Annotated in this window: 21 protein-coding genes; 16 read left to right on the forward strand and 5 right to left on the reverse strand. The window is 61.2% G+C overall.

Annotated elements, in window-relative coordinates; genetic code table 11:
• The first annotated feature begins 43 nt into the window (after positions 1-43).
• The 5 genes from MHX52_RS07115 to MHX52_RS07135 all read left to right on the forward strand — a co-directional run bounded on the left by MHX52_RS07115 (position 44) and on the right by MHX52_RS07135 (position 4,593).
• Positions 44-994: a 1-acyl-sn-glycerol-3-phosphate acyltransferase gene (locus tag MHX52_RS07115; protein WP_239317359.1), complete on the forward strand. Its 951-nt coding sequence runs from the start codon at positions 44-46 to the stop codon at positions 992-994.
• Positions 995-1,003: 9 nt separating this feature from the next.
• Positions 1,004-1,822, forward strand: a complete 819-nt coding sequence (locus tag MHX52_RS07120; protein ID WP_239317361.1) for an HAD family hydrolase — start codon at positions 1,004-1,006, stop codon at positions 1,820-1,822.
• Positions 1,823-1,920: 98 nt separating this feature from the next.
• A complete protein-coding gene (locus MHX52_RS07125) occupies positions 1,921-3,639 on the forward strand; it encodes an HtaA domain-containing protein (protein ID WP_239317363.1) in 1,719 nt (572 codons plus the stop codon).
• Entirely contained in the window at positions 3,582-4,100 is a 519-nt protein-coding gene (locus MHX52_RS07130; protein WP_239317365.1) for a PT domain-containing protein, read from the forward strand. Before MHX52_RS07125 ends, MHX52_RS07130 begins: the two co-directional genes overlap by 58 nt.
• Before the next feature lie 37 nt (positions 4,101-4,137).
• A complete protein-coding gene (locus MHX52_RS07135) occupies positions 4,138-4,593 on the forward strand; it encodes a TIGR02611 family protein (RefSeq protein WP_239317367.1) in 456 nt (151 codons plus the stop codon).
• A gap of 31 nt (positions 4,594-4,624) precedes the next feature.
• On the opposite strand, the gene MHX52_RS07140 is transcribed toward MHX52_RS07135, so the two are convergent.
• From MHX52_RS07140 to MHX52_RS07155, 4 genes are all read right to left on the reverse strand, one after another.
• Positions 4,625-5,407, reverse strand: a complete 783-nt coding sequence (locus tag MHX52_RS07140; RefSeq protein WP_239317370.1) for a hypothetical protein — start codon at positions 5,405-5,407, stop codon at positions 4,625-4,627.
• The gene (locus MHX52_RS07145; RefSeq protein WP_239317373.1) at positions 5,404-6,132 is read right to left on the reverse strand and encodes an ATP-binding cassette domain-containing protein; all 729 of its coding nucleotides are present in this window, start codon (positions 6,130-6,132) and stop codon (positions 5,404-5,406) included. The genes MHX52_RS07140 and MHX52_RS07145 overlap by 4 nt, the downstream gene beginning before the upstream one ends.
• 5 nt (positions 6,133-6,137) lie before the next feature.
• Positions 6,138-6,914 (reverse strand): hypothetical protein, encoded by a 777-nt coding sequence (locus MHX52_RS07150; protein ID WP_239317376.1) that lies wholly within the window; start codon positions 6,912-6,914, stop codon positions 6,138-6,140.
• A gap of 137 nt (positions 6,915-7,051) precedes the next feature.
• A complete protein-coding gene (locus tag MHX52_RS07155; protein ID WP_338027551.1) occupies positions 7,052-7,813 on the reverse strand; it encodes a methyltransferase domain-containing protein in 762 nt (253 codons plus the stop codon).
• 266 nt (positions 7,814-8,079) lie between these two features.
• Here MHX52_RS07155 and glf point away from each other — a divergent pair, with 266 nt between their 5' ends.
• Complete coding sequence (glf, locus tag MHX52_RS07160; protein ID WP_239317380.1) at positions 8,080-9,282, forward strand: UDP-galactopyranose mutase; 1,203 nt, start codon at positions 8,080-8,082, stop codon at positions 9,280-9,282.
• A 20-nt stretch (positions 9,283-9,302) separates the two neighbouring features.
• Here glf and MHX52_RS07165 read toward each other — a convergent pair whose 3' ends face one another.
• Positions 9,303-10,484, reverse strand: a complete 1,182-nt coding sequence (locus MHX52_RS07165) for an ATP-binding protein (RefSeq protein ID WP_239317382.1) — start codon at positions 10,482-10,484, stop codon at positions 9,303-9,305.
• 166 nt (positions 10,485-10,650) lie between these two features.
• On the opposite strand from MHX52_RS07165, the gene MHX52_RS07170 reads away from it, so the two are divergent.
• The 10 genes from MHX52_RS07170 (at position 10,651) to MHX52_RS07215 (ending at position 24,750) form a co-directional block, all read left to right on the forward strand.
• Positions 10,651-11,532 carry an EamA family transporter gene (locus tag MHX52_RS07170; protein ID WP_239317384.1) on the forward strand — a complete coding sequence of 294 codons (882 nt, stop codon included), beginning with the start codon at positions 10,651-10,653 and terminating at the stop codon, positions 11,530-11,532.
• 193 nt (positions 11,533-11,725) lie between these two features.
• A complete protein-coding gene (locus MHX52_RS07175; protein WP_239317386.1) occupies positions 11,726-13,192 on the forward strand; it encodes an ATP-binding protein in 1,467 nt (488 codons plus the stop codon).
• Between the two features lie 248 nt (positions 13,193-13,440).
• Entirely contained in the window at positions 13,441-15,504 is a 2,064-nt protein-coding gene (locus MHX52_RS07180) for a glycosyltransferase (RefSeq protein WP_239317388.1), read from the forward strand.
• A 73-nt stretch (positions 15,505-15,577) separates the two neighbouring features.
• A complete protein-coding gene (locus MHX52_RS07185; RefSeq protein WP_239317389.1) occupies positions 15,578-16,180 on the forward strand; it encodes a phosphatase PAP2 family protein in 603 nt (200 codons plus the stop codon).
• Positions 16,177-17,205, forward strand: coding sequence for a decaprenyl-phosphate phosphoribosyltransferase (locus MHX52_RS07190; RefSeq protein WP_035005858.1), 1,029 nt, complete (start codon positions 16,177-16,179; stop codon positions 17,203-17,205). Before MHX52_RS07185 ends, MHX52_RS07190 begins: the two co-directional genes overlap by 4 nt.
• Before the next feature lie 320 nt (positions 17,206-17,525).
• The gene (locus MHX52_RS07195; RefSeq protein ID WP_239317390.1) at positions 17,526-18,539 is read left to right on the forward strand and encodes an alpha/beta hydrolase family protein; all 1,014 of its coding nucleotides are present in this window, start codon (positions 17,526-17,528) and stop codon (positions 18,537-18,539) included.
• A gap of 505 nt (positions 18,540-19,044) precedes the next feature.
• Positions 19,045-21,006 carry an alpha/beta hydrolase-fold protein gene (locus MHX52_RS07200; RefSeq protein ID WP_370642230.1) on the forward strand — a complete coding sequence of 654 codons (1,962 nt, stop codon included), beginning with the start codon at positions 19,045-19,047 and terminating at the stop codon, positions 21,004-21,006.
• A gap of 2 nt (positions 21,007-21,008) precedes the next feature.
• Entirely contained in the window at positions 21,009-21,596 is a 588-nt protein-coding gene (locus tag MHX52_RS07205; protein ID WP_239317391.1) for a DUF732 domain-containing protein, read from the forward strand.
• 106 nt (positions 21,597-21,702) lie between these two features.
• Positions 21,703-22,632 carry a cutinase family protein gene (locus tag MHX52_RS07210; RefSeq protein WP_049049316.1) on the forward strand — a complete coding sequence of 310 codons (930 nt, stop codon included), beginning with the start codon at positions 21,703-21,705 and terminating at the stop codon, positions 22,630-22,632.
• 228 nt (positions 22,633-22,860) lie between these two features.
• Positions 22,861-24,750, forward strand: a complete 1,890-nt coding sequence (locus MHX52_RS07215) for a FadD32-like long-chain-fatty-acid--AMP ligase (RefSeq protein WP_239317393.1) — start codon at positions 22,861-22,863, stop codon at positions 24,748-24,750.
• Positions 24,751-24,756: the final 6 nt, after the last annotated feature.

Genomic DNA, 24,756 nt, shown 5'->3' on the forward strand with positions numbered 1-24,756 from the left:
TGAGCCACAGTTTCCAAGGACTCAGGAGAGGTAACCGCCACCCATGTCGTTGCTCGATAGCTTCAGCTTCCCCGATGGCTACCAGCCCAAGACCACCGGCCACAAGGAAGCCAAGGAGTTCCCCTACGGCTTCCCGACGATCGGCATCGCCAAGCTGTGGTTCCGCTACATGCAGCACCTGGATTGCGCGGTCTACGGCGCGGAAAACATCCCCGCAGACGGTCCGGCCATGATCGCCGTAAATCACACCGGCTACTGGGACTTCACCTACGGCGGCATCCCGGCGCACGTGCGCGGCGGCCGCGTGGTGCGCTTCATGGCGAAGAAGGAGATCTTCGACGTCAAGGGTGTGGGCGCGCTCATGAGCTCCTACAACCACATCCCCGTCGACCGCGCGGACGGGCAGGCCTCGGTGGATCAGGCCATCAAGCAGCTGAAGGCCGGCGACCTGGTGGGCATCTTCCCGGAGGCCACCATCTCCCGGTCCTTCGAGATCAAGGAGTTCCGCCAGGGCGCCGCACGCATCGCCTACGAGGCTGGCGTGCCGCTGATCCCGCTGACCATTTGGGGTTCCCAGCGCGTGTGGACGAAGGGCCGCAAGCCGATTTGGCGGCCGAAGGAAACCCAGCTGGTGATTACCGTCGGCAAGCCGGTCGAGGTCACCGAGGATGCACAGGCCACCACCGAGCGACTACACCAGACCATGGTCGAGCAGATGGACCTGACCCGCCAGCGTTGGGAGGAGCGCTTCGGCCCCATGCCCAAGGGCGAATTCTGGGTGCCGGCCGCCCTCGGCGGAGCCGCTCCGACGCTGGAGGAAGCTACCGTCCAGGACCGTGCCGATGCCGCGGCTCGCAAGGAGAAGCGCGCCAAGGAGAAGGCCGAGGCCGAGCTCCGTGCCGCCACCGAGGCCCGCGAACGCGAGCAGGCCACAGGAATCAACAAGATCCTGGTGCCGCTGCGCCAGCGCATCAACCGTCTGCGCAAAAAGTAGGCCCGAGCGATGCAGGATTCCCCGTTGCTGGTGGTCAGCGACGTTGACGGCACCCTGCTCAACAGCAGGGAGCGGGTCTCGCAGCGGATGCGCCGCGCGGTGAGTTCGATGCTGCGCGAAGGCACCGTCTTCACCATCGCCACCGGCCGCCCGCCGCGCTGGCTGATGCCCGTCTTCGAGCAGCTGCCTGTCCGGCCCGTCTGTGCCTGCGCCAACGGTGCCATTATTTATGACGCCGACCGGGATCAGATCGTGCACGCCGCGACCCTCGAGCCGGAACTCATCCGCACTCTCATTGCACAGCTCAGCGAGTCCGTCCCTGGGGTGGGTTTCGCCGTTGAGCGCGCCGGGACCAGTGCCTTTGACCGCGCCGACGAACTATTTTCCGTCTCTCCCGGCTACGACCACGCCTGGGATTCCACCGAGCATGCCGTCCAGTCCCTCGAAGAGCTCGCCGCTACGCCCGTGGTGAAGCTGCTGGTCCGGGACCCCAATCGAACCTCGGCCGAGCTCTTTGCCGCGGTGCGCCCTTTTATTGACGCCACCCAGGCGAAAGCCACCTACAGCTATGAAGGGGGCCTGGTGGAGGTCGCAGCGGCGGGGATCTCCAAGCGCTCCGCGCTGGAATGGATCGCCGCGCAGATCGGCGTGGATGCCGCGCAGACCATCGCCTTTGGGGACATGCCCAACGACACGGAGATGCTCACCTGGGCGGGGCACGGCGTGGCGATGGGCAATGCCGAGGAATCGCTGAAAGAAATCGCCGACGAGGTCACCCTGACGAATGACGAGGACGGCGTGGCTGCGGTGCTGTCGCGCTGGTTCTGAAATATTTACGCTAACCCTGAATTAGGATTACCTAACTTTGTTAGGCTAACTTAACTTCTTGAATCTGTTTTTGAGTATGACTTTCAAGGAGGAATTCTATGGGTGTAACCCGAACTGTTGCTGCGGGTGCGATTGCTGTGGCGTTGGCGGTGCCGGGGGTATCGACGTCACTGATTATGGGGGCTGCAGGTGCGGCACCAGTGAACGCTGAAGCACACGTCGCAACTGATGCCGACCAGGCGAACGACTCTGCTGCTGTGGCCGCGACAGGTCCAGAGTCGACCGCGGCTGATAGTGCCGCGAGCGAGACTGTTGCAAGCGATGCTACAGCGCAGACCGAGTATATGGACTGGGCTCTGCGTGACTCGTTCCTGCGCTACGTCGGCGGCGCCACCAACGTCTCCGACGGCGCGACCAAGATGTACAGCAACGACAGCAACGGAAACAACGGCAGCAACACGGGCAGCGAGGTGGAGCAGGCCTATCGCTTCCAACTAGACAAAGCCACCTATGAGGAGACCGGCCACGTCACTCGGGCGGACTTTAAGGGAACCGTGGAGTACTTCCGGTACTGTAACGGCCAGCCCGCCCAGCGCGGCAACTGCGATCTGGAGCTGACCATCAGCAAGCCGACTGTGGTCCTCTCCGACGAGGGCTCCTACGTAGAGGCGGACGTGCGCTCTAAGCAGTATCCAGGTGGCGCGATCTTCGAGAAGCAGCGCGCTCGAATCGCCGATATCGACCCTTCCAGTGCCACGTTCACGGCTGGAGGCACGGCAGTTGACGACGGCGCAGCTGACAAGAATGCGGCAGGCTCCAACACTGTGACCTGGTCGAACCTGGTTCCACGCCTGACCCAAGACGGCGTGGACACCTTCTCCGGCTTCTACAACCTGGAGTCCCCACTGGCGTCGCTGAACTTCACCTACCAGGGAATCGGCGGCGAACCGACCGTCCACGAAGGCAGCGTGAAGTTGATCGGCACCGCACGCACCGAGGTGGAACCCGGCGCCATCCGCACCCTGATCAACCAGGAATTCGGCGTGGTTGCTGGCAGCAAGAACCTCACCATTGTGGACCTGCGCACCATGCGACCAGTGACCATCATCGAGCAGGCCGGCGCACCGAATGTGCTCTACGCACTGGCCGACAACGACCGCCTGTGGTGGGTGGATGCCACCACCAGCACCCTCAAGAGTGGCACCGTCAGCATTAACGGCCTTGAGAACATCAAGGACGAAACCGCCATCGAGCACACCTCGGTCGGCCTCACGCTCACCGCAGATGTTGGTGCCACGGTGCTGTCCAAGCAGGCAAGCGGCGAAGCCCAGTTGACGACGGTTGATGGGGCAACGGGGGCGTCGTCGATTATGAAAATAGACGACCCGCGCGAAACAATCCCACAGGTCGCCGGTGCCGCCAAGGATGAATACGCGCTGGCCGGATTCTGGGGCGATGGATATTCGTTCGACGCCATGCGCGACTTCGCCCAGCTGTCCGACGGAAACTACCTCTACTTTGCCAACAACAATGTCTACGCCGGTGACAACAAAACCTGGCGCGTGGATCCGCTGCTGATCACGACCGACGGTAAGGTCAGCGCGATTGAGGGCGGCGAGGATCTGGGCCGACTGATGTCCGGCATGACTGTTAAGGGGAGAACGTGGCGTTCTACAATGCCGCCTACAAGCAGGACTCGCGCGTGCAGTTCTTCACTTACGCGGACGGTCAGCTGGTGCCGCACGGAGAGGCGAAGCAGGTGGGCAACCTGTATAAGGTCTCGGGCGTGGACTTCCTGCCTGATGGCACGGCGGTAGTCTCCGAGGAGGGGACAGGTACCGTGAATTGGGTGGATCCGGCCACGATGGAGATCCAGAGGTCCGTGACGATCCCGAATGCCAAGGGAACCAGCGGCGACCGACGAGTTCTGGTGGCACAGGACAACGGCGACGTGCTGGCCACGACCGTCTACGTGGATTCCGCGACGTACAACGAATACGCGGAGCTGAACCTGCTGCGTGATCCTTCGAAGGTAGACGCCGAGGAGAACCTTCCTGACCTCCCAACCGATGAGCCTGCGGATGATCCGGCGGACGAGCCTACCGACAAGCCGAGTGAGAAGCCTGCCGACAAACCAGTGAGCGGCAGTAGTGGGAACAGCGCGCCCGGAAGTTCGTTGAGTGGAATCCAGAGCGTCTTCGACGCTCTGTTCAGGTCACTGGGTGCGCTGTTCAACTCATTCGTTGGGATGTTCTCTTCTTGGGGTCTTTCTTCATAGGGGCGCGGTCTCGCGTATCTTGTAAACCATGTCAAAGATGGGCAACGCCGTTCACGAGCGTGTGGAGAGAATCCGTGCGCATCATGGCCGGCTGAAGGACAAGAAACACGGCTACCTTGTCCGCCCGCTGACGCTGGTGGCCGGCTGGCTGGTGGTCCTGGTTGGTCTGATTATGATTCCGTTCCCAGCACCTGGCTGGTTCATGGTGTTCATCGGCATTGGTGTGCTGTCGCTGGAGCTGGAGTGGCCGCACCGCCTGCTGATGTGGAGTATCCGGCAGTACGACAAGTTCGACGAGTGGTGGGACAAGCAGAGCAAGCTGGTCAAGGGAGCGCTGGGGTTCCTGCTGCTGATCCTGATTTGGGTGACGCTGATCGCGCTGTTTGTGCTCGGCTGGAACACTGGTGTGCTGGACTGGACGAAGAGTTGGCTGCAGCCGTTGCTGGAGAAGCTGCCGGAGGGGTTGGTTAGCTTCGTGCGGCTTGACTTGTAGTCACGCGAACCGGCTACTGCCGGACGCGTGATTAGGGGCGTGACCTTTTTATGAGCGACAACCCAAAGAGCAAAAGCGCAACCACGGCGAAGTAGACCATCGCGCCCGTCCGTCCCCATGGCGGGAACAGTGCCAGGTCTTGCCCCGTGGCGAACACTCCGTTGAGGAACGGCAACCAACTGGTGATTTTTGCGCCGCCGGGCACCAGCCACACGGCATTTTCCACCAACAGAGCCCAAATGGTCAGCGTGGCGATGGCTGCTGCCGACGAGTTGAGCACCTTGCCGATTGCGATTCCTATTCCTACGGCGAAAAAGGAATAGATGGGGGCGGTGATGAGCATGCGCGTGGCATTTGGAGAAAAGAAGTTCACCTGGCCGTATAACACTGGGAAGAAAGACGGCAACAAGAGCAGACACAGGGCCACGCTAATCACGGTAGAAAAAGCTGCGAGCGCACTCAGGAAGAGCCAGCGAGCTAGTTGATCGGTCTTCTGCCAAGGAATCGCTGCGCGGACAAAGGGGCTGTTCGCTGAAGCTTGAGCGTGCGCTGCCATGGCGGCAAACACGATGCTTCCCAAATGGATGGGCCAGTATGCTGAATTAGTTGTGTGGACGGCTTGGGCCTGAAAGATGCCTCCAGCTGATTGGATGGATTCGGCCACTGCGGCGACCACGAAGGTGATGATCAGAGGCAGGAGGAAGCCCAAGGGAAGTGCCACTCGAACGAGTGGGCCACGTGACCCAGACAAGCGCACGCGTTCTGCAGAAATAATGGTGCGAAGGTTGTTCAGTGAATTCTTGAAAAGGTTCATGACCCTAGCTCCGGGATCAGTTGAGCGATCGCCTGTTCGAGGTCGGTGGCCTGATTCTGTTGAATCACCTCGGTTGTGGTTCCAGAGGCCACAATGTTGCCCTGGCTCAGGACGGTGACGGTGCCAGCGGTTGCCTCTACCTCCTTGAGATGGTGGGAGGCAATCAGCACACAGCGCCCCTCGTCCGCCCAGCCTTGAATCAGCGAGCGTAGCCACATCACGCCTTGGATATCGAGGCCGTTGAGTGGCTCATCCAAGATGATGTTGCGTGGATTGCCGACTAGCACGCTTGCGATGCCAAGACGTTGACGCATGCCTAAGGAATAGTTAGCAATGGGAGTGTTGCCCACACTGTTGAGCTCCACTGCATTCAGCAGCTCGGCGGCTCGTTCCTCCGGAGCATTAGCTAGCTTGCACAGCCAGCGAAGATGGGTCAACGCTGAGTGGGTTTTCTGGAATTTGTTCGAGCTGAGGTGGCTGCCGACAGACCGCAGTGGATAGCGCAGCTCGGACAGTGCGCGTCCATCAATAAGGACAGATCCGTGCGTGGGCCGGTGGATGCCGGCGATGCAGCCCAGCAGGGTGGACTTGCCCGTTCCGTTGAGGCCGAGCAGATAGTTGATCGTCCCGTCTTCAAACGTGCAGCTGACGTCTTGGAGTGGGCTGGTGGTGCGGTCTCCCCGCGCGCGAAACGTATGGGTGAGGTTGTCTACTTCAATCATCATGCCACCTAGAAGGCATCAGCCACGGGCAGGCCGACTGCCTGAACACCGTTGCGCAGCGAGCTTGTTGCTAGCTTCCATCGGCCGTCCTGGTAGATGAAGTTGATGCGCATGGAGATGGTCGGTCTACCCGCGGAGCTGGCGTTCAGCGTGGCGGAGGCGGTGTTGCCGTTGACGCTCAGCGGTCCGGAGACGCGCTTCCAGCCGAGTGGTTCGCGGAAGATGCCGAGGTTGTACACGGTGCGTGGGACTACGGCCGCGGAGATGCCGCCCTCTAGGTTGTTGGCTTTTTCTTCGTCGGAGCCTGGGGTGGCGACTAGTGCGTGGATCACGCCGTTGAGGTCGTCCAGCGAAGGGATTGGGTTGGTTGCAGCGAAGGACGCGCTGATGCCTTGTGCTGGGTACCAGCCGGTGTTTGGGTCGGCTGTGTTGTCGCCAGACTGTGCTTGCTGAGCATTGCCTGTTGCGCCCGTGTCCTCTGCTCCCACAGTGACAGCACCGCCCGCAGTTCCTGCAGCTCCGGCCACTGTACCGGAGTTACTGCTGCCGCCATTCGCTGACGCAGCTGCTGATGGGGTGGGGGTGGCAGTCGCGGATGGGGTTGCGGAAGGACGCGGAGTGGAATCTGCTTGAAGGGAGTCTGAGCCAGACTGGAGCGATTGTTCGGGCGCAGTCTGGGTGTTGGCCAGCGCCTCAGCACTATCCATACGGTCGCGACCCACCTGCAGCCCAAATCCCAAGAACAGTGCAGCCACGACCGCGCTGGCCAGTACGCTTGTTCCCACGGTTGGCCAATTGATCCCGCTGGCAGTCATCCTCTTGGTGCTGGATTGTTCATTCTGCCGAGGCTTCTCCGGAATTCCTTCGGAGACATTTCCCGAGTCTCCAAATGGGCCTGTCAGATCATTGTCAGACATGGGAACTAGGCCTTCTCAAGGACTACTCCGATGGCCTGCAGGTGGTCGGAGTACTTGTTGAACACACTGCGCATGTTGAGAACGCGCTTGCGAGCGTCCGGCATGCGGATCAGGTTGAAGGCAATGCGGAGCACTCCCTTGATGCCCTCGTCCTGCAGGTTGCGCTTGGGCTTGAGCAGAGCCATGTCGGCGTAGTGGTGCTCGGCGACGGTGAAGCCGGCGTCCCTACCCAACTGATCCCATTCCTCAGTGGTGAGCGGGCGTGCGTTGACGCGGATGGACTTAGCTAGGGCGCGCCGGATTTCCAGCTTGTCCTCATCGGCCAGAGTGTCTGGCTCCAGGCATAGTTCGTGGATGACGTATTTTCCACCTGGACGAAGGATACGGAACGCCTCGGCCATGATGGCGGACTTCGCCTTTTCGCCGTGCATGGTCAGCATGGCCTCGCCGAAGACAACGTCCACGCTGCTATCGGGAAGTCCCGTGCTTTTGGCGTTTGCGGTGACCATTGCAATTTCTGGGATGGTGGTCGAAACTGCGCTGCTGTTCTCGGCGGTCATGGACGCGGTGAGCTCAGTGAGGGCTTCGGTGGTGGAGGCGGTGGCGTCGGGATCCTCGTCCACACCCGTGTAGCTCTTCGGTCCCTGCTCGGTCAGGAGTTGCGCGGTCAGGCCAAGGCCGGGGGCGAGCTCGACGATGTCCTTACCTCGGACATCTGCGGCCTGCACCATCTGGTTGGTGAGCTCAAGTCCACCTGGGCGGAGCACCTTCTTTCCCACTCGTGCAAGAAGCCAGTGGCCACCAACTTCAGAATCTGGACGGTCTTGCATGGGGAGGGCAGAGAGGTTCATGATAAAATCCAAGTGCGTTGATCTGCTGTTTTGCTCCAGCGAGGGCGCCAGAGCCTTCATTAATGAAGTATATGGGGTACTCCCCCTATTTGTATAGGGGAGCCTTACCTAAAGTGGTGAATTTAACAGAGTCAAGCGCGTCGCCATGTTGGTGAACACGCCTGTCGGTACCCTTGGGTTTCATGAGCGATAACAAGTATGACCTCATCGTTGTCGGCAGCGGCTTCTTCGGCCTCACCGTGGCCGAGCGCGCGGCAACCCAGGTCGGCAAGAATGTGCTGGTGGTGGAGAAGCGTTTCCACATCGGCGGTAACGCATACTCCGAGGCCGAGCCGGAGACCGGCATCGAGATTCACAAGTACGGTGCGCACCTGTTCCACACCTCCAACAAGCGCGTGTGGGATTACGTCAACCAGTTCACGGACTTCACCGACTACCAGCACCGCGTGTTTGCAATGCACAAGGGCACCGCCTACCAGTTCCCGATGGGGCTGGGACTGATCAACCAGTTCTTCGGCAAGTACTACAGCCCGGACGAGGCTCGCCAGCTGATTAAGGACCAGACCGACGGGCTGGACCCGGCAGAGGCCAAGAACCTTGAGGAAAAGGGCATCGCCCTGATTGGCCGCCCGCTGTATGAAGCCTTCGTGCGCGACTACACCGCCAAGCAGTGGCAGACCGACCCGAAGGAACTGCCGGCCTCTAATATCTCCCGCCTGCCGGTGCGCTACACCTTCAACAACCGCTACTTCAACGACACCTACGAGGGCCTGCCGGTGGAGGGCTACACCGCGTGGCTGGAGAACATGGCCGCCGACGAGAAGATCGAGGTGCGCCTGGATACCGACTGGTTCGAGATCCGCGACGAGGTCCGCGCGGCCAACCCGGACGCGCCGGTTGTCTACACCGGCCCGCTGGACCGCTACTTCGACTACGCCGAAGGCCACCTGGGCTGGCGCACCCTCGACTTCGAGACCGAGGTGCTGAACACCGGCGACTTCCAGGGCACCCCGGTGATGAACTACAACGATGCCGAGTTCCCGTACACCCGCATCCACGAGTTCCGCCACTTCCACCCGGAGCGGGGCGACAAGTACCCGAAGGACAAGACGGTCATCATGAAGGAGTTCTCCCGCTTCGCGGAGGAGGGCGACGAGCCGTACTACCCGATCAACACCCCGGAAGACCGCGAGAAGCTGGAGGCCTACCGCAAGCTGGCCGCTGAGGAAGCCGCACAGAACAAGGTGCTCTTCGGCGGACGCCTGGGCACCTACCAGTACCTGGACATGCACATGGCGATCGGTTCTGCGCTGTCGATGTACGACAACAAGCTGGCGCCGTTCTTTGAGTCGGGCGAGCCGCTGGAGCAGGAGCGCGGGCACTAGGGCGCGGGCTCGGGGCGTTCCTACTCCGGCCAGATGGAGAACTGCTCTAGTGCATCGGTCGCGTGATGGGAGCGTAGGTACTCGCGCATATACGGCAGTTCGTAATCGACGAACCCGTGACCCGTTGGGCGAATCATTTCTGCGTCAATGAGGCGTTTGCGGTATTTTCCCGCGTATTGCGCGTCCACACCCATCCTGGTTGCAATGTCCGACATGCGCGAGGGGCCGTCGTCGGTCGACATTGCGATGAGAAAAGTCCGGTCGACCTCAGAGAGATCTGCAATCGAAGGTTCGTGCACAAGCTGTCCGAGCTTTCTCCGGGCGTCACCAATTCCGCGAGATACTGCTTCTTCGTCGATCGCGTTGCCGGTGTAGTTACGGAAAGCGTGTTGCCCAACTAGCTGAATCATGAAGGGGTAGCCACCGGTCGCTTTGGTTGCGTTGTCGAGTGCTTGAAGGGTCCACGAGACCCCGACTTGTTCGGTGGTTTTATAAAGCGCTGTGTGTACTTCTTCGATCGGCACCATTCCGGTTTCAATCTTGTTCGCGCGGCGCAAGAAGGTCACAGGGTTACGACCTTCGTCAGCGGCAAGAAGTGGTTTCACGGCGCCAGGAATGCCAGCCATCGCAATCGCAATCTCCCGGTCTTCGCGGACGAGATGTTGAATGGTTGTCCCGAACTCAATGATTTCGTCCATGTGGGCGTAGTGCAGCTCGTCCAGGGTGATAAGTAGGCCGACTGGTTCTTGGTTGAGTCGGGTGTCAAGCTCAGCCTGTCGGTCGAAAAGCTCTTCGAGTACCGACCTCAACGTCGGTGTGGGCGAAAAGGAGGGAGTAGCTTCGGTCTCGAAGCCGAGGTAAGGGAGCTTGATGCCCGACAGGCGGCGTGTGGGCTCATCGGAAAGATCCTGTAGGAGTCTGAAGGCGCGGTCGCGGATGCGGTCGTTGAAACCACGGGTCGTGGTTTCGGAGATAACGTGCCACGAGTGGGTCTTTGCGACCGCTTCAAATTCATTCAACAAAACAGTCTTGCCGATACCCCTAGGGCCGGTAATGATGGAGATACGTTCATGGCTTCCGGGGCCATCCTGGATGGCAGCGTCGAAGTCGTGGAGGTATTCACTGCGTCCCGCAAGTACCAGCGGCGTCTTCCCAACTGTTGCCGTGAAGGGGTTCTTAGGTCGAGCTGGAGTGGGCGGCATCTTGCCTCCTTACTATCTCTTACTATCTTTACTATTTTTACTATCTTTACTATTTTGTTGCTAGATCTCGATTGCCTCAACTAGAGGAAGCTGCACTAATGTTGCACGGATGTCGCGTGAGAAAACCCAAACAAAGGCAACCAAGCAAAAGCCATCGTCGCGGCGAGTGAGCAAGTTTCTCACCCTGCCAGTGGCGCCGATCCTCCTGGTTCTCATCGGCTCGATTGGCACCCAAACCGCGGCGGTACTGGTCACAGACATGCTTTCTACGGTCGGCGCGCCGGGCGTATCGGGCCTGCGCATGACTGCCGCCGCCATCATCATGGTGGTCATCTTCCGCCCGAAGCTGTCTGGCATGACGCGCACCCGCGCCCTCAACATCGTGGTCTACGGCATCGCAATTGCCATGATGAACATGATGGTTTATGCAGCCATCGCCCGCCTGCCCCAAGGCGTCGCCGTCACTATCGACTTCCTTGGCCCCTGCGTCGTGTCTTTTCTAGGACTGACCATGTGGCGCTCCCGCCTGTGGGCCATCGCCGCTTTCGTCGGCGTTGCTCTGATCGCGCAGCCCTCCAACGACCTGGACATCGTCGGTCTTGGATTCGGCGCGGTCGGTGCGATTTTCTTCGGCGCCTACACGCTGTTTGCTGCCCGCGTTGGCAAAACCGAGGGTGGTGGCATGGCGGATCTGGCGCTGTCTGTGGTTGTCGCGGCACTTGTGCTCGCGCCGTTCTCTGTCCCGGCGGTGCCGCATGTTGACGGCTCGATGTGGGGCATCATCGTCATCTCTGGTTTCATCGGCGCTGTTGTTCCCTATGTAGTGGATACGATCGCTGCTGGAATTGTTTCGGCGGCGGTTGTTGGCACGCTCTTTGCGCTGGATCCTGTGATCGGAGCGGTCCTGGGCTGGGCTTTTTCTGGAGACCAGCTCACCTGGTCTATGGCGACGGGCATCGTCCTGATCGCGACAGCCGGCGCCGTTATTACCTGGCGCGGAGCCCAGGAATCTCGGGATCTGGCGCCGCCCCTTAATGCACAGAACTGAAACAAAGTCATTCTGCCTCCGCAGGATCTGTTCACAGCTTCACCAATGTGAAACAGTGCAGGCTTCTTGCGGCGAGTCTGTCATTCTTGCACTGAATGGGAAGAGAAGCATAACACCTAGCTTCCCACCTAACATCCCACAGTGTTATGTTAGGTGTGAAGATGAGTGGGAAGTTGTTTTAGGTGGAGCCACCATGGACGAAGGTTCTTTGAAGGAAATCGTCGCGAATCTACGCCTGGTAGGTTCAGACACTCAAGCTGTCGAAGTTAAGGGCAACGTCGGCAAGAGTATTCGTGAAACTCTGAGTGCCTTTGCTAATGCTGGTGGCGGTCTCATCATTGTCGGACTTGACGAAGATGCTGGATTTGTTCCAGTAGACAAATTCGATGCTCTCAAAGCGCAGGATGCGCTAGAGACGCGCTGCAGGCAAGTGACGCCACCAGTGCGACCGCAAATATCGGTGCTTCCTTTTGAAGGGGGCCGTATCGTCGCGGCGGAACTGGAGGAATTCAGCCCTTTCGACAAACCTTGCTACGTAACGGATCAAGGCCGATACGGAGGAAGCTACATTCGTACGGGGGAGGGGGATACCAAGCTTTCAAATTACGAAATCGACAAGCTTCTCGAAGAGCATACCCAGCCAAAATGGGACGAAAGGCCAGTTCCCGAGGCCACTGTAGAGGATCTAGATCCAGAGGTGCTCGGAGAATATCTGCAGGTGCAGCAGCGGCAGCGCCCCAAGACTTTCAAAGAAGGTCGTGAAGTAGCGCTAAGAAGGCTCAGAATCACCAAGGATGGGAGTGCGACCTTGGCTGCCTTGTTGGTTATGGGGGACTACCCTCAAGAGTTCTTCCCACGCTTGACTGTTACATTTGCGCTCTTTCCAGGGACAAGTAAAGGTAGCGTAACCACTGGTTTGAGGCTTCTCGACAGTGCAAGGCTGACGGGTACTATCCCCGAACTGGTTGACGCCGGTGTCGATATAGTCAAGCGGAATATGCGCACTGGGGCCATGATTAGTGAAAAGTTTCGGATCGATCTTCCCGACTATCCGCCAATTGCCGTACGTGAGGCTTTAGTGAATGCGCTGATGCACCGAGATTACTCGCCATCAGCACAGGGGAGTCAGGTGCAGATCAATATGTTTATAGATCGGCTAGAGATTACAAGTCCAGGCGGCCTATATGGTGGTGTAACGGTTCGTCATCTGGGGGAACCCGGGGTTAGCTCCACTCGTAACCAACGGATTTCAAGTTTCTTGGAGGAAGTTTCCCTGCCGGGTGAAGGGAATCAGGCGGGGCGCGTGGCGGAAAACCGTGGTACGGGTATCGCAACGATTAATCAGTCCTTGGAAGACGCTCTTATGCCAAAACCTGAGTACATTAATCGGCTTGATAGTTTCACAATAATATTCCACCGTCGGCGGGTTGCTACCCAGGAGAGGTATACAACGGCGAGGGACCATGTTCTGGCAATTCTAAAAGAGGGGTCCTCTTCTTCGACTAGCGAAATTGTAGGGAAAACCCAGTTGAGCCGGACAGCTGTACAAAAAGCAGTCAATGCTCTGATTGGTGAAGGTTTGGTAGAGCGAACGGAACCTGCGCGGAGCCCGAAGCAGCGTTATCGAATGCTTGAAGATCGGAAGAACCCTGGTAGATAGTGGAAAAGAGTGGAAAACTGCAGCTAAATGAGGGTGCGGGAACAGCATAACACCTAGCTTCCCGCCTAACATCCCACAGTGTTATGTTAGGTGTGAAGTTATCAGCGGCTAAGCGGGGGCGCCTCGACTAAGAGCCCAACTCGGGCTGAACTGGGGCTGTGTCGCACAAGCTCTTGTGACGGGCTTTCGTGGATAATCGGATATATTCCAATGTCTTTATTGCCTATGCGGAGGTCTGTGTTCAGCAAATGAACGCTCAGCCAGTGAAAGCCAATACCAACGATGAGTTCGACGCCACCCGCTTGGCGCGCATTCTGCTGCCGAAGCGCGGCGAACCACGCAACGTGCGTTCCCTGTACTTCGTAGAGAACGAGGCCACCACCCCCGGCCGCGTAAACGCCATCTCCCGTACCGAAGCGATCCTGCCAGCGGGCAGCGAGACTTCCTTCGAGACTTACTTCAACGCCTTCCCCGCCTCCTACTGGCGCCGCTGGTCCCAGCTGGACGAGGTCAAGCTGCGCATCGAAATCACTGGTGAGGCCCGCGTAGACCTATACCGCTCCAAGTACGACGGCTCCCGCATTGGCATCGAGGGTGCCCAGATCGAAACTGATGAAAGCGGCCACGGAATCGCCGAGTTCACCATCTCCCTGGCCCCGTTCGAGGACGGCGGCTGGATCTGGTTCGACCTGACCTGCGAGAAGGAAACCCGCCTGCACTCCGCGGGCTGGTACGCCAACGTCGATGCCGGCGAGCAGACCTTCGAAGGGGAGACGCTGCCGGTCGCTGAGCCGAGCGTCACCATCGGCATCCCAACGTTCAACCGTCCGGCCGACGCGGTCGCAGCACTCCACGCGCTCGCTTCCGATCCCGAGGTCGATGGCCGCATCGAGGCCATCATCATGCCCGACCAGGGCGACAAGCACCCCGCCGACGAACCGGACTTCGACGAGGTTGCGGAGCACTTCGGCGACCGTCTACACATCGTGCAACAGGGCAACTTGGGCGGATCCGGCGGCTACTCCCGCATCATGTACGAGGCTCTCCACGAGGAGCGAGGTACCACCAGCCCGTACATCCTGTACATGGACGACGACATCGCCATCGAGCCCGATAGCGTGCTGCGCGCCCTGGCGGCTGCTCGCTACGCGAAGTCCCCGATGCTGATCGGCGGCCAGATGCTGAACCTGCAGGAGCGCAGCCACCTGCACACCATGGGTGAGGTCATCGACCGTGGCTCCTTCATGTGGACCGCCGCACCCCACACCCACTACGACCATGACTTTTACCAGCACCCACTACGCGACCTGGGCGATGGTGCGGCCCACAACGCGGCAGGCCAGCCCATCGCTCCGGTGGCCCGGGACGTGGTGAGCAAGGGCTACGGCACCCCGAATAGTTCGGAGAACTCCAAGGATCTGCACCGCCGCATCGACGTTGATTACAACGGCTGGTGGATGTGCATGATCCCGCGCGTTGTCGCGAAAACCATTGGTCAGCCTCTCCCGCTGTTCATCAAGTGGGATGATGGCGAGTTCGGCCTGCGCGCGAAGGATGCTGGCTTCCCGACCGCCTCCTGGCCGGGGATCGCGATCTGGCACATGGCCTGGTCCGATAAGGACGATGCCATCGACTGGCAGGCATACTTCCACCTGCGTAACCGCCTGATTGTCGCTGCGATCCAGCACGATGGCAGCCCGCGTGGCATCGTTGCCTCGATGGCCAAGGCCGCCGCCAAGCACCTGCTGTGCCTGGAGTACTCCACCGTCGCAATCCAGAACGAGGCGATGAAGGACTTCCTGGCTGGTCCGGATCAGCTGTTCGACATCCTGGAGACTTCTCTGCCGCGCATCGCGAAGCTGCGCAAGAACTACTCCGACGCGGTCGTTATCCCGTCGGCCACCGACCTGCCCGCCGCGACGGGCGCCCCGGCCGACCTCACACGCATCCCACTGAGCAAGAAGGCCAAGATCGTCACGCTTGCCAAGGGTCTGCTGAACAACGCTAAGCCCGCCGACGCCCGCCACCACCACGCACCGCAGGTGAACCTCCCGCCCATCGAGGCGCGCTGGTTCAGCCTCTCCCGAGTGGACGGGGCGACCGTGACCACCGCTGATGGCAAGGGAGTGGTGTACCGCAAGCGCGACCGCGGCCAAATGCTCGCGTTGGCACAGGAGTCTATGCGCCTGCAGAAGCAGGTCGCGGATCGCTTCGACGAGCTCCGCGATGCCTACCGGACAGCGCACCCGTACCTGACCAGTCGGGAAGGTTGGGCGCAGATCTTCGAGCCCGAGCGCGCGGCTGAAAAGTAACCCCCCGGAACTAACGAACAAGATTCAGACTGGAATTACTGGAATTACTGAAACTAAGGACAACGCAGAAACAATGAGCTCCACACGCATAAGCGGCGATCCGCTGGGCGAATCCGACCTGCTGGTCGCACTGCAAAAGCAGCTGACCGGCAAGCCGGGAGTGCTGCCCACCGCCAGGGGCATGAGCCACTTCGGCGAGCACGCCCTCGGCTGGATGGGTTCCGCCGCCCTGGGCTACGGCCTGGCCGCCGCGCAAGGCAAGCCCGCTGACGGGCCGGAACGCCGCGGATGGCTGACCGTGGGCGTCAGCGCCTTCCTGGCGCACGCCGCCAGTGTGGTGCTCAAGCGCATCATCCGCCGCCCCCGCCCGCACGATCCGCGCATTAAGATCGGCGTCGGTACTCCCTCGAAGCTCAGCTTCCCGTCTTCGCACGCAACCAGCTCCACCGCCGCCCTCGTGGCCTTTGCCCAGTCGGCGAACAACCGCACCGGGGCGCTGCCCCTCGTGGGCATCCCGGCGATGGCGCTGTCGCGCATGGTGTTGGGCGTACACTATCCCTCTGACGTCGCCCTCGGAAGCTGCATCGGCGCTGCCACGGCCATTGCCGTGCGCAGGGTTGTCGATGGGGGACGTGGGGGCGTCACAAAGAAAAACAGTGAGGAGAAGAGTCAGTGAGCGAACAGCCTAGCAACGGCCGGCCGGAGCCGTTGATCGGCACGGAGCCGCACACGTCCGGGCTGGAAGATCCCAACCAGGCGACCAGCACCGCCACCGAAACTAAGAAGCTGCGCCCGCCGCGCAACCTGCCGGAGGCGATGATCAAGGCGCTGCGTCCGAAGCAGTGGGTCAAGAACGTGCTGGTCATCGCGGCTCCTGCGGCTGCTGGCGGGGAGCTGCTCTTCCACAGCCGCGTACTACTGGACGTGCTGATCGCATTCATTGCCTTCTGCCTGGCGGCCAGCTCGATCTACCTGATCAACGATGCCCGCGATGTGGAGGCCGACCGCGCGCACCCGACCAAGCGCTTCCGTCCGATCGCGGCGGGTGTGCTGCCGGTGGGGTTGGCGTACGCGATGTCGGTGGTGCTGATCATTGCGGCGATTGGTGGCTCGCTGTTGGCCTCGTCGGGTACGAACCTGGCGATTGTCGTGGCGGTGTATATCGCGCTGCAGCTGGGCTACTGCTTCGGCTGGAAGCACCAGCCGGTGATCGACATTGCGCTGGTGAGCTCCGGTTTCATGTTGCGTGCGATGGCCGGCGGTGTGGCTGCCTCTATCCTGCTTTCGCAGTGGTTCCTGCTGGTCGCGGCGTTCGGCTCGCTGTTCATGGCGGCAGGTAAGCGCTACGCGGAGCTGAAGCTTTCGCTGCGCTCGGGCGCGAAGATCCGTAAGTCCCTGGAGAGCTACACCCCGACCTACCTGCGCTTTGTCTGGACCCTGGCCGCCACCGCCGTGGTGCTGAGCTACGCGCTGTGGGGCTTTGGCCTGGCGCAGACGGTCGAGTCTGGTGTGGCCGCCGTGTGGTACCAGGTCTCGATGGTGCCGTTTACCATCGCGATTCTGCGTTACGCCGCGGACGTTGACCGCGGTGAGGGCGGCGCGCCCGACGAGATCGCCCTCGAGGATCGCACCCTGCAGCTGCTGGCTCTGGCCTGGCTGTTCTGTGTGGCGATGGCGGTGTACATCGTGCCACTGTTCTAGGTTTAACTCTCTGTTCTTTCTTTGTGACGCCGACTTCTCCTTTGCGGGGGAGTCGGCGTTCTGCACTTTCGGGGGGTGCGCTGGATTTCTAGCTTGCTAGTGATGGGGTTGCAGTGGCGTGAGTGGAGCGAGGGAGGCGTGTGAATAGGCGCCTCTAAGGATTCGCTGAGAAGGTTCTAGGGATGTAGCGTTTCGTGAAAGAGATTCGATCAATACTTTGAGTGCGATCGTAAAGATTTGGTAACGTACACGCATCCTGTGTTTCGAGATGAGCCTTCGGCGCGTCTCTCGTCAGAACGTTTCAAGACATTTAGGACTACATGAACACGACTAAGAAGACCAAGGGTCTGGGCTCCAAGCTCACTGCGTTCCTGGTAGCTGTTGCCACTGCGCTGGGCATGGCCGTTGTTACTGCACCCACCGCTGCTGCTGACAACCGTGGCCACCTGCGCCCGGGCTGCCACTGGAGCAAGCACAAGTACTACCTGCAGAACTGCTGGGTTTACTCCCCGGCGATGGGTCAGAAGATCCAGGTGCAGATCAAGCCATCTTCCCGTGGCGGTAACGCTGGCGTCTACATGCTGGACGGTCTGCGTGCACGCCAGGACTGGAACGCCTGGGTTTGGTCGGGCAACGCTGTGAAGAAGTTCGTCAACGACGACGTGACCCTGGTTATGCCGGTCGGCGGGCAGGCTCAGTTCTACACGGACTGGATGGGCCCGTACGGCGGTAAGGGTGGCCCGAAGAAGCCGCGTTGGGAGACCTTCCTGACCCGCGAGCTGCCGGGCTACCTGCAGCGCAACTTCGGCGTGAGCCCGACCCGCAACTCCATCGTCGGTCTTTCCATGGGCGGTACTGCCGCAATGAACCTGGCCGCATGGCACCGCAACCAGTTCAAGCAGGCGACCTCCCTGTCTGGTTACCTGAACCCGACCTGGCCGGGTATGTATGCCGGAATCCAGTACGCGATGTCTGACGCTGACCAGGGTGCAAACATCTGGGATATGTGGGGCAGCCCGGTCGATCCGCGCCGCTTCCGTAATGACCCGACCGTTCAGGCTGGCCGTTTCCGTGGCATGCCGCTGTACCTGGCCGCCTCCGGTGGCGTTCCTTCCCGCGGCGAGAAGTTCCTGGAGAATCCGAGGGGCGTCGCTGCTGGTATTGGTCTGGAGTGGATGGCGCGTACCTCCACTGCGAAGTTCGAGATGGCTGCCCGCGCAGCTGGCGCTCGACCGGTTGTGAGCTACCCAATCAACGGCCTGCACGCATGGCCGTACTGGGATGCGGAGCTGAGCAAGGCTCGCCCGCACATCCTGCGCGCGCTGGGTGCCTAAACTTAGGACGCTCTAGCGATTTCCTAAACTCTTAAAGCCACTGCCCTAGGTGCTGCCTGGGGCGGTGGCTTTTGCTTGCCTGGGGTTGGCGCTGCGCGTGAGGGGCTGGGGTGCGGGTGGCGCTGGTGGGGTATTGAGGCTTATTACGAACGGGGTGTAGGGGCGTCAATAAGAAAGAACATCAAGAATCACATAAGTAACACTGGCAACATGGTAGGCTAACCCTCAAGTAAAACTTTAAATGTTCCGCGTGTTGTCCATGTGAAAGCGCTTTTGCTTGCCATAATTGCTCACGTGCTAGAAGCGCACCTGCGATACAAGCGCGAAAAGCTTGAGAAGATCCAGGTCGCGATAGACGTAAACGTGAATAGAGAATGGCCTGAAGAAGCGCCCGGTGGTGTTCGAAGCAGGAGGGGAACCTGCTTCGGCCGCAAGAACCGGCGCTTAGACACGCACTAGACAAAGCTACACATACAACCAAAGAGCAACAGAAAGAATGAAGACTATGCGCCTAGCAGCGAACCTCTCCCGTCGCACTCGCTCCGCCAGCAGCCTCCGCCGTAAGAGCGCGGCGATCCTGGCTCTGCCGCTTTCCGTTGCGCTGGCAATGCCAATGATGCCGGCCGCCACCGCGCAGAGCTCCCTCGGTGGCTCCATGGGCCCAGGCTCCGGCACCAGCTACCTGGACCCGGACAGCGTTCCGAAGCGCACCCCGCGCGAGGTTACCGAGCAGCACCTGGACGGCCTGCCGGAGGGCGTGAGCGTGGACCGCGTCGAGTGGATCACCGAGCGCTGGGCCAACGTCTTCATTAACTCCGCCGCCATGCCTGGCAAGCCCATCAAGGTGCAGATCCTGCTGGCCCGCGACTGGTACTCCCAGCCCGACCGCAAGTTCCCGACCGTATGGGCCCTGGACGGCCTGCGCGCCCGCGAGGATGAGTCCGGCTGGACCCTGTCCACCAACATCGCCAACCAGTACGCAGACCGCAACGTCAACGTGATTCTGCCCGTCGGCGGCGAGTCCTCCTTCTACACGGACTGGAACGAGCCGGAGAACGGCAAGCACTACAAGTGGGAGACCTTCCTGACCAAGGAGCTGCCGCCCGTCCTGCGCGAGGGCTGGCGCGCCAACGAGGATCGCGCGATCACCGGCCTGTCCATGGGTGGTACCGCCGCAATGAACCTGGCCGAGCGCTTCCCGGAGATGTGGAAGTTCGTCGGCTCCTTCTCCGGCTACCTGGACACGACCTCCTACGGCATGCCGGAAGCCATCGCCTACGCCACCAACGACGGCAACGGCTACGACGCCAAGAAGATGTGGGGCGAGTTCGGCTCCCAGGACTGGATCGACCACGACCCGAAGCTGGGCGTGGATGCGCTGAAGGACATGACCGTCTACGTCTCCGCAGGTAACGGCAACGCGGGCAAGTACGACAAGCCGGGCACCATCCCGGGCATGCCCTCCAACATGGCCGGCTTCGGCCTGGAGGCTATGTCCCGCATGACCACCGAGACCTTCGTCAAGTACGCGAAGAAGGCCGGCGTGAAGCCGATCACGGCCTTCCGCCCCTCCGGAACCCACGACTGGCCGTACTGGCAGTACGAGATGATCCAGGCATGGCCGCACATCGCGGACGCCCTGGGTGTCCCGGAAGCTGACCGCGGTGCGAAGTGCAAGATTGGCGGTGCCATCGCGGAGAACATGAAGAACGCCCCGGAGACCCTGGGCGCCTGCATCTCCAATGAGTACGACGCCAAGGACGGCGGCAAGGTTCAGGACTTCCGTGGCGGCCGCGCCTACTGGTCCCCGAAGACCGGCGCCCACTACGTGTGGGGTCGCATCGGCGCCCACTACGCCTCCATGAACGGTCCGGACTCCTGGCTGGGCTACCCGACCTCCGAGGAGAATGTCATCTCCAACGGTCGCGGCCGCTACACCACCTTCGAGAACGGTGCGATCTACTGGACCCACGAGACCGGCGCCCACGCTGTGCCTAAGGACTTCATGGATGAGTGGGGCAAGACCGGCTGGGAGAACGGCCCGCTGGGCTACCCGATCTCCGAGCTGGAGAAGGTCGGCGATAGCTACATGCAGAAGTACCAGAACGGCGTGATCATCCGCGACAAGGACAACAAGACCAACTACGTCCAGGGCAAGATCGCTGAGAAGTACCTGCAGCTGGGTGGCGTAACCTCCAAGCTGGGCAAGCCAAAGAGCGGCGAGAAGGCCATCAAGGGCGGCCGCTTCTCCGAGTTCGAGCACGGCAACATCTACTGGTCCCCGTCCACCGGCGCACACGTGATCTACTACGGCAACGTGTTCGACGAGTGGGGTAAGCGCGGCTGGGAGCAGGGCAAGCTCGGCTACCCGACCAGCGACCACGAGGATATCCCGGCGGGCGGAACCCGGATCAAGTTCCAGCACGGCGAGATCCGCGAGGTCAACGGACGCGTTGAGGTGCTCTAACTGTGGGCGTCACAAAGAATAGGCAGTTTCGTGTGGCCGTCGGTGCCGCGTGCGCGGCGCTACTATCGCTGGCCACGCTGACGGCATGCGGCGGTGATGAGACGGTCGACAATTCGGCGGAGTCCACGACGGTGCCTTCGGTGACGGAGTCTGCGACCGAGAAGTCCGACGACAAGGACGGCAAGGACGGGGCCGACGACAAGGACGGCGAGTCTGGTTCTTCGGAAGGTAATGACGCCCCAGAGCCCGCCGGCGACCGTGGTGGTGTCCCGGCAAGCGATGGGACTGTGGACGAGGTCGACGACATTCCCTCTGGCGCGCAGCGTAGCGATCAGGACAAGGACTTCCTGAAGCGCCTGAAGGACAGCGGCATCGACCTGGCGAAGGCCAACGATGCAGCGGAGATCGGTGGCTTGGAAGATCAGCTCATCGCGGCTGGTCACGCGCACTGCACCGCCGAGGGCGGTGGGCAGGCCGATGTGTACACCCCGTTGGCTGCAGGCCAGCTGGAGGCCAACGGTGTGATCGACGGCGATCCGAAGAAGGCCGAGGACGCTATTCGCGAGGCTGCGAAATCCGCGTATTGTTAGTGGTCACTCGTTTCCCATAACCAGGTTGTCCGCCATAGGTGGCGAGGGCAGCCTGGTTTTGCTTTAGAAGCTCTGGAACCCCTAGAGGAAGGTCTAGAAAGAAGCTATGAAGAAGGTTTTGACCATCCTGGCCGTGCTGGTCCTGCTCGCGCTCATTGTGGTGGGCGTGGGCAATTGGCTGCTCACCGGCGACGTTGATGGTCCGGGGCCGGGCAAGCCCACCCCTCCGCCCGCCCCGGAGGCGCAGAACCCGCCCGGATGCGTGGACGTGGAGGTGCTGGCCGCGCCGGGCACGTGGGAATCCAAGGCCGACGACGATCCGTTGGCGCCGCACGCCAACCCTCACTCGCTGATGCTGAACGTCACCCGCCCGCTGGCCGACGAGTTTTCCCCGGACAAGGTGAAGGTGTGGACCCTGCCGTACACCGCGCAGTTCCGCAACATGAACGCGAAGCACGAGATGAGCTATGACGACTCCCGCAACCAGGGCTTCGAGCGGATGAAGGAGGAGCTGCGGGCTACGCACGAGAAGTGCCCAGCAACGTCCTTCATCCTGACCGGCTTTAGCCAGGGCGCGGTGATTACCGGCGACCTGGCGGGAGAGATCGGCAATGGGCGCGGCCCCGTGCCCGCCGACCGGGTGCTGGGAGTATCGCTGATCGCCGACGGCAGGCAGGAGCTGGACAAGGGCAAGCTCGTTGGTGCGCAGGGCATCCGCGGCACCGGAGCGGAGATCGCGCTAAACCCGGTCAGTGGGCTGATTCAGACGATCGTGCCGGGCGCTACGATGCGCGGCCCGCGCCCGGATGGGTTCGGCGAACTGAACGATCGAGTGAATAACTACTGCGCCCCTGCGGATCTTATTTGTGACGCCCCAGCGGATCTGGGCAACGCTCTTGTGCGAGCCAAGGACCTGGTGGCCGCCAACGCTGTGCATGCGGAGTATGCGACAAACGGGAAGGTCGTGGAGGGCCAGACCGTTCCGGAGTACATCGTTGGATGGGCGCGGGATCTGATTAACGAGCGCGTGCAGTAGCTGCAGTTGCTTCGGCGGGCTCATATTGAGGTTATTGTGTGCCGTGTGCTCGAGCGATGGGGGCACACGGCACACGGGAATGCGAAATTGCCGGGTAACAGCAGAGCTCCCCGGTACGATGTGTTTCACAAGTGAAACTAAATGTTTATGGCGTTAGAGCTATGGCGTTAGAGCTAGGTAGCTAACCCGATACTGTTTGAACCGAGTGGATAAGTAGAGGAGACCCGCGTGGACATCACTGCAGCAATGGGCCAGTTTTACGATGAGCAGGGTGGCATCAATGTCCCCGATCAGCTCACCCTTTCCGGTATGTGCGAGATGCTTTACACTATGGCGCAGATGGAGGGCACGGTAGATAACGTGCTGATCCGCCATTGGGACTTCAGCGAGTCCCGCGAGGGCACGGTGCATGAGATCACCCGCGCGCAGGTAAACACCCGCATCAAGGCCGTGTGCGTCCGCCTGCAGCAGATCGCCAAGCCCGGCGACCGCGTGGCCATCCTGGCCAACAACTCCCCGGAGTACATGTACGCCTTCCTGGGTGCGATGTACGCCCGCATGGTGCCCGTGCCGCTGTATGACCCGAACGAGCCGGGCCACACCGGCCACCTGACCGCCGTGCTGGGCTCCTCCGAGCCGACGGTGGTGCTGACGAACAAGCGCTCCGCCACGGCCGTGCGCAAGCACTTCGCCTCTACTCCCACCACCGAGCGCCCCCGCGTGCTGACGGTGGACGCGCTGCCGGATGCGCTGGCCGACGACTGGCAGAACCCCATGGCCGCCATCATGGCGGACCCTTCGCTGGCGCCGAAGTCCAGCGAGGAGGCGTTCCTGCAGTACACCTCCGGCTCCACCCGCACCCCGGCGGGTGTGGTGCTCACCCACAAGTCGATCGTCACCAACGTGCTGCAGATTTTCAAGGCGGCGAACCTGCAGTCCCCACTGCGTCTGAGCACCTGGCTGCCACTGCACCACGACATGGGCGTGATCCTGTCCGCTTTTGTGATCATCCTGGGCCTGCCTTTCGACCTGATGTCCCCGCGTGACTTCATCCAGGACCCGACTCGCTGGATCCGTCAGCTGAACCGCCAGAGCGAAGACGAGAACGTCTACACCGTCGTGCCTAACTTCGCCCTGGAGCTGGCCGTGCGCTACGCCGACCCGGCGAAGGTCGCGGAGCTGGCTGAACTGGACCTATCTGCCGTCGACGGAATCATCAACGGTTCTGAGCCGGTGCACCACAGTTCGGTGCAGAAGTTCCTGGATACCTTCGAGCCCTACGGCTTCAAGAAGGAAGCCATGCGCCCGTCCTACGGCCTGGCCGAGGCCACGCTGATCGTCACCACCCCGCAGACCGATGAGCGTCCGCTGACGAAGTGGTTCAAGCGCGATGAGCTTTCCGACGGCACCGCCGTGGAAGGCAGCGCGGACGACGCAGACAGCCTCTCCCTGGTCTCCCTGGGTCAGGTGTGCCTCCCACAGACCCTCGCAATTGTTGACCCGGAGACCAGCAAGGAACTGACCGACGGCAACGTCGGCGAGATCTGGGTCCACGGCGACAACATGGCCGCGGGCTACCTGAACCGCCCGGAGGAGACTCAGGAAACGTTCCGCAACGCCCTGCCTACTGCCAACCGCCTGGATTCTGACAGCCGCGCGGGTGACGCGCCGGAGGACAATTGGATGCGCACCGGCGACCTGGCCGTCATCGTGGATGGCCACCTGTTCATTACCGGCCGCCTGAAAGACCTCATCATCGTCGCTGGTCGTAACCACTACCCGCAGGACATCGAGGCCACCGCCGACGAGGCTACTAAGCAGACCGCCCCGGCCGTCATCGCCGCCTTCGCCGTGGAGGCCGGTGGTTCCGCAAACGGTGCCGCTGATGGTGAGTCCGTCGAGGGGCTCATCATTGTTGCCGAGCGCGACCCGGACGCCAGCGAGGACGGAGACGCGGAGGCCATCGAGGCCATGCGCGCGGCCGTCACCGCCACCCATGGTGTGCAGCCTTCCGATGTGCGCATCATCGCGCCGGGCACCCTGCCGCGTTCCTCCGCCAACAAGATCGCCCGCCGCGTGGCTGCGAAAGCGTATCTGGAGGGCACGCTGGGCGCTTAATCCATA

The sequence above is a fragment of the Corynebacterium sp. ACRQJ genome, assembly GCF_022346045.1.
Taxonomy (GTDB): Bacteria; Actinomycetota; Actinomycetes; order Mycobacteriales; family Mycobacteriaceae; genus Corynebacterium; species Corynebacterium evansiae.